At 58.3% G+C, this 7151-nt stretch carries 6 protein-coding genes and 3 pseudogenes; 5 read left to right on the forward strand and 4 right to left on the reverse strand.

Translation table 11 applies throughout. The features are described from left to right. Nucleotides 1–143: 143 nt before the first annotated feature. The gene (locus tag ACOJB8_RS40410) at nucleotides 144–557 is read right to left on the reverse strand and encodes a hypothetical protein (RefSeq protein WP_342924789.1); all 414 of its coding nucleotides are present in this window, start codon (nucleotides 555–557) and stop codon (nucleotides 144–146) included. Between the two features lie 278 nt (nucleotides 558–835). Continuing rightward, nucleotides 836–1222, reverse strand: a complete 387-nt coding sequence (locus ACOJB8_RS40415; protein ID WP_342924790.1) for a hypothetical protein — start codon at nucleotides 1220–1222, stop codon at nucleotides 836–838. A 351-nt stretch (nucleotides 1223–1573) separates the two neighbouring features. Between ACOJB8_RS40415 and ACOJB8_RS40420 the strand changes: the two are divergent. Beyond that, nucleotides 1574–1840: pseudogene (locus ACOJB8_RS40420) on the forward strand (IS110 family transposase); the annotation flags it as partial. Nucleotides 1841–1968: 128 nt separating this feature from the next. Then, nucleotides 1969–2670: an IS6 family transposase gene (locus tag ACOJB8_RS40425; protein ID WP_475017827.1), complete on the forward strand. Its 702-nt coding sequence runs from the start codon at nucleotides 1969–1971 to the stop codon at nucleotides 2668–2670. A gap of 46 nt (nucleotides 2671–2716) precedes the next feature. On the opposite strand, the pseudogene ACOJB8_RS40430 reads toward ACOJB8_RS40425, so the two are convergent. Further along, nucleotides 2717–2947, reverse strand: a pseudogene (locus ACOJB8_RS40430) (IS6 family transposase); the annotation flags it as partial. Between the two features lie 689 nt (nucleotides 2948–3636). On the opposite strand from ACOJB8_RS40430, the gene ACOJB8_RS40435 reads away from it, so the two are divergent. Continuing rightward, nucleotides 3637–4644, forward strand: a complete 1008-nt coding sequence (locus ACOJB8_RS40435; protein WP_475017828.1) for a hypothetical protein — start codon at nucleotides 3637–3639, stop codon at nucleotides 4642–4644. 129 nt (nucleotides 4645–4773) lie between these two features. Further along, the gene (locus ACOJB8_RS40440) at nucleotides 4774–5148 is read left to right on the forward strand and encodes a helix-turn-helix domain-containing protein (RefSeq protein WP_475017829.1); all 375 of its coding nucleotides are present in this window, start codon (nucleotides 4774–4776) and stop codon (nucleotides 5146–5148) included. Here ACOJB8_RS40440 and ACOJB8_RS40445 read toward each other — a convergent pair. Beyond that, a pseudogene (locus ACOJB8_RS40445) lies at nucleotides 5123–5823 on the reverse strand (IS6 family transposase). The gene ACOJB8_RS40440 and the pseudogene ACOJB8_RS40445 overlap by 26 nt on opposite strands. A 304-nt stretch (nucleotides 5824–6127) precedes the next feature. On the opposite strand from ACOJB8_RS40445, the gene ACOJB8_RS40450 reads away from it, so the two are divergent. Continuing rightward, nucleotides 6128–7151: hypothetical protein (locus ACOJB8_RS40450; protein WP_475017831.1), on the forward strand; the 1024-nt coding region annotated here is incomplete at its 3' end.

Here is a 7151-nt window from a genome sequence, read left to right on the forward strand (position 1 = left end):
CACGTCCGGTTCTGCGAGGGCCTGCGGGTGCGATTCCCGTGGGCTACTCACCTAAGACCTTCCTTAGATCGTTTTTTAGGCATCAATCTGTCCGCTATATTTCTGACGTGTGATTAACCAGAGGAAGTGCAAACGGGTCGTCTTCAGGCATTCTCGCCCCAGCCAAACGCTTTCCGGAACCCCGTTACGCCGCTGCCACCGCCGCCGCTGCCGTGGTGGCGCTGGGCGTCGCGCCCGTACGGATTCTGATCATGAGGAAGACTCAGCCAGTCGCGCACATGCTGGTTGGCATAGGTAGAATTTGACGAATTGAGAATGTCGGCAAGCGTGCCGCGTCCAGTCTGTTCAAGCCATCTTCCCAAATGTCGCACCCTGGTTTTGTAATCCCTGTTTATCCCAGATCGAACCACCAACTCTTCATTGGTCTCGGTGAAGGGATGCCCCTGCGGCACCTGCACGGCGGAAGCCGCTACAGCAACGGGTGGGACGCCAATAGAGGTGGTCTGCGCGAGCTGCATGGGAGGAAACCCGACGTTTCTATCGATATCTGGAGCCATATTGGATCCCCCAGACATCTCCCCGATTCGCGGCCGTTTCGGACGAGATTGCAGTCCAGATAGCTGGTGGTGGGATGGCGATGCTGTTGATGGACGCGTTACTGGTGGATTACCCTCTTCAGCTTCCTCAGGAAGGGGTGAACTGACGTGACTGGTTCCGCTAATCGGTGATGTTGCCATTGAAAGCCTCCTCGGTCTTGGAACCGGAAATTTAGCACGCTTTCGCCTGCCCCCCCGTCGCATACGAACGACGCGAATGAAATACGCACGCATCCCGTTCACAGGCCGACTTTCGGTCCGCGATCGAGGTCCGGTTCGTCCTGATCGGCACTGTGGCCGGAGCAGCGCGACCGGTTTTCGACCTCCTTGCCGAGCGCGGCGAGCATCACCTGCCGCCGCTGTTCGAGCGCGGGCCCGCCGCGCAGCACGAGCTCGAGTACCTCGCGCAGCGGCCCTTCGGCGCGCTCGAGCTTCTGTTGCCCATGCCGGCGTTGCACCTCGACATCCAGCCGTGACTCCTCCGCAGCCCGTCTGAACCCCTGCGCATCACGGGTGGCGAGCTCGGCGTGCGTGAGCCTGGTGCTCACACTGCGCAGGACCGGGCAGACCGAGTCCTTCAGGTGGTCGTAGACGCGCTCCCCATACTGGCGCTTGGTTTCGAGCACCTTCGGCGGCGGCAGTTCAGCTGCGCGGCCCAGATCCGGCGTGGGTGCATTGATGTGGCTGTAGAACTCGCGGGTGGAGACGTGACGGGGGCCCCGTCAGGTTGACGCAGTAGCGGGGGTAGAATGAAGCGATGAAAAAAAGAAAGTCGCTTTACCACGGTCACCGCTTCCCTGCCATCGTCATCAGCTGTGCGTTTCCCGGTATTTAGAGAGATGGTATGAACGCCGCCCTCCCTTCGGGGAACGCACGAGACGGCTGAAATCGGGGGACTCAAGTCGTCTACCGATGCGACCTTTCCCGATGTGCCATAGTGGTGCTGTTAGCTCCTATTTGCGAAGGGAGGAATGACCATGGCTACGACGACCTACGGGCTCGACATCTCGGAGCGAGTGTTCCAGATGTGCCGGATTGAGGATGAAACCGGAGACTTCGCTAACCGGCGCTTCAGTAAGCAGCAGCTAATAGAGTTCCTCAGCCTTCGCCAAGCAGGGCGTGTTGCCCTGGAAGCTTGCGGGAGCGCGCACTGGTGGCCGCGCAAGATCACCGCACTTGGCCACACAGTTGTTCTCCTGCACGCGCGATTTATCCGCCCGTTCGTCCAGAACAACAAGACGGATGCTGATATGCCTCCGCGTGTCAATCGGAATCGGTTTTTGCCTTTTTGATTTGCACGCAATCTGAATGGTTCTGTTGCAATAGCGGAGGCTGGTATGCTGCGGGACCTTACAGGATGATGTGAACGACAATGAAAGCGCTGAGTCCAGCGGTAGCCAAAGTGCTGAAGCGGTTGCACTATCCGCTCGAGATAATGTTGGTGTGCGTGCGTTGGTACGTGGCCTACCCGCTGAGCGTGCGCAATCTCGAAGAGATGATGTCGGAACGCGGGATCGCGGTCGATCATTGGACCGTGCACCGGTGGGCCATCAAGCTTCTGCCGGTGCTTGAAAAGGCGTTCCGTCGCTGCAAGCGCCCGGTCGGCAAGAGCTGGCGGATGGACGAAACCTATGTGAAGGTCCGGGGTACATGGAAGTATCTCTACCGCGCCGTCGACAAGGCCGGCAACACGGTTGACTTCCTGCTGCGAGCCAAGCGGGACAAAGAGGCGGCCCGACGGTACTTCGAGAAGGCCATCGATCAGAATGGCGCGCCCGAAACGGTAACCATCGACAAGAATGGTGCCAATCTGGCCGGGTTGCGCGCCGTGAACGCCGAGCGTGAGACGCCCATCAAGATCCGCCAGGCCAAGTATCTCAACAATATCGTGGAACAAGACCATCGGGCGATCAAGCGCCGTACCCGGCCCATCTTGGGATTCAAGGAATTTCGTTGTGCCCGCATCTTGTTGAGCGGCATTGAACTCATGCATATGATCGCCAAGGGGCAGATGGAAGGCGCAGGCAAACTCAGACCATCGGCCGCCCGGCAATTCTACTCGCTGGCGATGTAAGTAATCCTCATCATATCGTTATCGTTTGCCCAAATCGCCTTACCGCAACAGAACCCTTGCAGCGACGGAACGCCTTTTCAAGCACCGGCAGAAGCTTGATGGCCCACCGGTGCACGGTCCAATGATCGACCGCGATCCCGCGTTCCGACATCATCTCCTCGAGATTGCGCACGCTCAGCGGGTAGGCCACGTACCAACGCACGCACACCAACATTATCTCGAGCGGATAGTGCAACCGCTTCAGCACTTTGGCTACCGCTGGACTCAGCGCTTTCATTGTCGTTCACATCATCCTGTAAGGTCCCGCAGCATACCAACCTCCGCTAGTGCAACAGAACCGTACGGCCAGCGCGCGCTCGTCGAGGCGCAGATCTCGCGAATCAAGCGTTGCATCGGCGCGCGGCTACGGACGCGCAAAACCGAATCGCAGCAGCGCAAGGGCGTGATTATCGCGAACCTCGTGAATTTGTGGAGCAGCCTCGGCAAGGCCGTTTGCGTCAAAAATACTTAGATGCGTATGCAACCACTGCGGCCCTGCCCTGCTGAACAATGCCCCAGTTACCAACGGGCACTCGTCAGATTTTTTCGCCGGCGTCGTCATAAGTTCGTGTTCGCGATCGGGCCACCGGCAGTGCGGCCTATGCTTTCAAATGGCTGCATCTCCATTCCTTCTGCGACTCCATTGCAACCATGCCTGTTGACATCGACACCGCATCAATCATCGCCGATCATGCCTCCACGACGTCTGTCTCACCCGAAACACGTGCGTCCACGCCTGTACGGCAGTACTCGTCGCCGCGGCGTGGGCCGGCGGCAAGTGAGACATTGAACGGACTGCCCATCCGCGAAACGTTGGCGTCAACGGGCGCGTCCGCGGTTCCTGCGAACGGGGTTCCACCTGCATCCCCCTCGGCGTCGACGGCTTCATCCGAACGCAGTGGACGTTCTCGACAAGTCGATAGAAGCGTGCTCGATGCATTCCGGCGCACGCGTGCCGCAATTCGCAACCGCATGCAAAAGATCTTCACCACGACCTCTGAGATACCGCGCAATGAACCCCTGCATCGATACGGATTCGACTATGGAGCGGGACCATATTCACCAGATTACGCGCAGCAGATGCGTTCGCCGAATCTGCCGATGAGTGCCGCGATGCCGTTGGCGCTCGGTTCGATTTCGGCTCTCGCCGGTATCGGCATGATCGGCATGATCGGCAGCAGTATGCTGGGCATGCCGGGCCTTGGAATGGGCATGCTCGCCTTGCCGATGATGGCCATGATGGGTGCCTTCGCAATTGCATGGCGCTCGCGCGGAACGGCCGGTTTCGGCGGCATGGGAAGCCTCAGCGGCACGTATGGAAACAACGACGGTTACAGCGCCTACGGAGGCTTCAACTCGCCGGCCATGGGTGCCGGGCAGTCCGTGCCGGGTTATGCGCATCCGCCTGCACGGGGTCCTCGCCAATGGCGTCCGGCGGCGGGATTTGGTACCGGTCCGGTTCCACCGTTTCAGAAACGCTGGTCAGGATGGTGCGCGCCGGACAATGTGCCACCGAATCCTATGGCATCGCCGCCGGACATGGCCTCGAGCACGACAAAGCGCCAAGGGAATCCAACTGAATCGTTCGGGGCGAAGGGATCCCGCCCAACCGCTTTCGAGCAGTTGGGCGTTGTGAAGGGCGCGGCCTGGCGGCAAGTTTTGGGCATGGACGGGCGCGTATTAGACAACGAAGTAATGGCTCAGGCCCAAACTCGCAAGGGTATCGAAGAAATGCGAAAAAAAATAGAGGAGGCAGAATTCGATGTACGAAAAGCCCACAAGAAGCTCCTGATCAGATTCCATCCGGATAAGCACCTCGACAAGGACATGAGCGAAGTCATCGGCCTCATCTCGATGGCCGTCAATCAGAGCGAAAACGAGTTTAGAAACGCAAGGCTCTGGCTTGACGGGCAAAGTGGGAGGGTGAGCGCTTGAGCCGTAATAATCGGTTTTGTCGCGCATTACTGACCGGTGCACCAAATAGCGTGTAATGCGTTATATGGGCATGAATACGAAACCCGATGCCCGAAACTTGATGGCGCCACGCAGGCACACCTGAGAGAGATGGCGGCGCAGGCCGTGCGCGATGGTATGAGCCAAACTGCGGCGGCCAAGACGCATGGCGTAAGCCTTCGCGCAGTGAGCAAATGGATGAAGCTCTCTCGCGAAGGCGGGTTGCGATCGTTGCGTCCTGAGAAGCGTGGCAGACGACGGCCGCTTGGGAAACAGGCAAGCCGCGAGGATCCGAAGGTTGATCGTCGAGCGGATGCCGGACCAATGATGTTGCCCTTCTATCTGTGGACGCGGGAGTCGGTTGCGCAGTTGATCGAGCGCGAGTATGGCATCACGATTTCGCCATGGCGTTGTCACGTTAAGGTATACGAGACGCAAGAGCGAACAGGAGGTAGATTGCTCAGAAATTGGACGGATCCTGGGTGAGCCCAGTGAAGCGATGCCACCCGGCAAAGCGTGCGGCGAGCTGTTTGCGATAGCGTGAGGCACGCAGTAAATGTCGCTTGAGCGCGAAGTGCTGGCGAATCGGTCCGAAGCTCGATAAGAATGCTTGTGTGCGACCATGCTCGTGGAAACCACGCATCCGGCGTTCGCGCTCACGCGTAGGTTGATGGCTGTTTTCGGCACGGTTGTTCACCCGGGCACTGGCTTTTGACGAAGACGTGTTTGATGTTTGCCTGTTCGGGAATTTCGGCCTTCGCGGCCGGATAGCTGCGCAACTGATCGATGACAATCCTTCGTGGCGCGTTGGCACAGGCGGCCAGCACGCGGTTGAAGAAGCGCTTTGCTGCGGCCTTATCGCGATGTTTCTGCAGCAGGATGTCGAGTTCGGCGCCGTGCTGGTCGACTGCCCGCCAGAGCAGATAAGGTTCACCGCGCAACGTAACGAAGACTTCGTCCAGATGCCATATGCGCCCAGGCTTGCGGCGGGCAGCTTTGATGCGATCTGCGAAGCCCGCGCCGAATTTGTCGCACCAGCGACGGATCGTCTCGTAACTGACAACGACACCGCGCTCGGAACCGTAAATACCACCGAACCGCGAGACTAATCATTGCCGCCGGGAACCGGTGGCCGTGATAAAGCGATTTTCTTTTCTTCATCGTGGCATCTTACGTGACTACCTCGCCAACGTGACAGTGCCCCTCAACTCTATGCCCGCCGCTTCACCACAACCGCGAGGGGCCGGCTACATGATTACCAGAACCCACGGTTATCGGTTCTCTGCCGCGGTCGTTAGCTACGCTGTGGGCAACAACTTCCTCACTTCGTTTCAACGCACTTAACTTCGCGTAAAGTCCACGTCAATTCGGGGGGGCAGATAAGCTGTTCACATTCGGGTTCGTTGTTCACGAGGAAGATACATTGGACGGCAATTCATGGAATATTTGGGACACGGAACGGTTCATGCAGACCTACGCGGCACTGCAAGAGCAGGGAGAGGTGCGGCAAGAGGGCTCCCCCCCCAACTCTCGGCCGGGGTCTCCAGCGCACGAATTTGCGCAGCCGGAGGGAGTGATGCAGGGCTTGAGTGACTTGCAGCTTGAGCGGGAAAGTAGGGCCGGGGAACAGGTCGGGGAAGTCCGCCAAATTTTTTATGCGAAAAAATCCGCCGATATTCATAATGCGGATGACAAAGAATTTGTTGAAAACTTTAAGGCCGGCCAGAAGGGGGAAATGGGTGATAGCACGCTCAGAAATCATCTTTCTGGACTGGCAAAATTGAGTAACGCACTTACCTCCAATCAGCGCCCTGGTTTCGCAGGCCGACTTGCTGACCGCGAACTGGATGAGGTGGCCAAGAGACTCGATAGTGGCCTCTTCAAAAGAGGAACGGTACGAGCCGCACTGGCGGCCGCGCGTGAGCATGCAACCGGTGGTGCATATGAGGAAGATCGAATTCTTATTGATTCGCTTGATGGGAGTGAATATGACTCATATCGCCGCCTTTACGCACCTGTTATTCGCAACTTTAGCGCGTGGCTGAGACTCAATGGCTTGCCGGCAATCAATGGGCGCATACACGCGTTGGACAACGATATTCATACGTATCTTGCTGACCCGAATTCAAGGGGGTCGCAACTACGGAGAGCAATCACGGCACTGCGGGCGATGGGGCTCGGAGAGCAGCAGGCTCAGCCGGATGCTGGGCCCTCGCAACCCGCCGACTGGGGGGGCACCTCAGTAGCTGATCAATATGGTCAGGCCGGTTTTGGTGCCACTTCTCCTCCATCATCGTTTTTTGAGGGCATTCCATGGCCTCAGCTTCAGACGCCAGGTGAAGAGGTGAGCCAGCCGTATATGGGAAGCTCACAACCTTTTTGGAACCCGCCGGATCCTTGGCTGGGGGGGGGGGGCGCCTGGGCCTCGCCGGCCGATCAATATGGTCAGGCCGGTTTTGGTGCCACTTCTCCTCCATCATCGTTTTTTG

This window comes from Paraburkholderia sp. BR10141 (assembly GCF_056155635.1).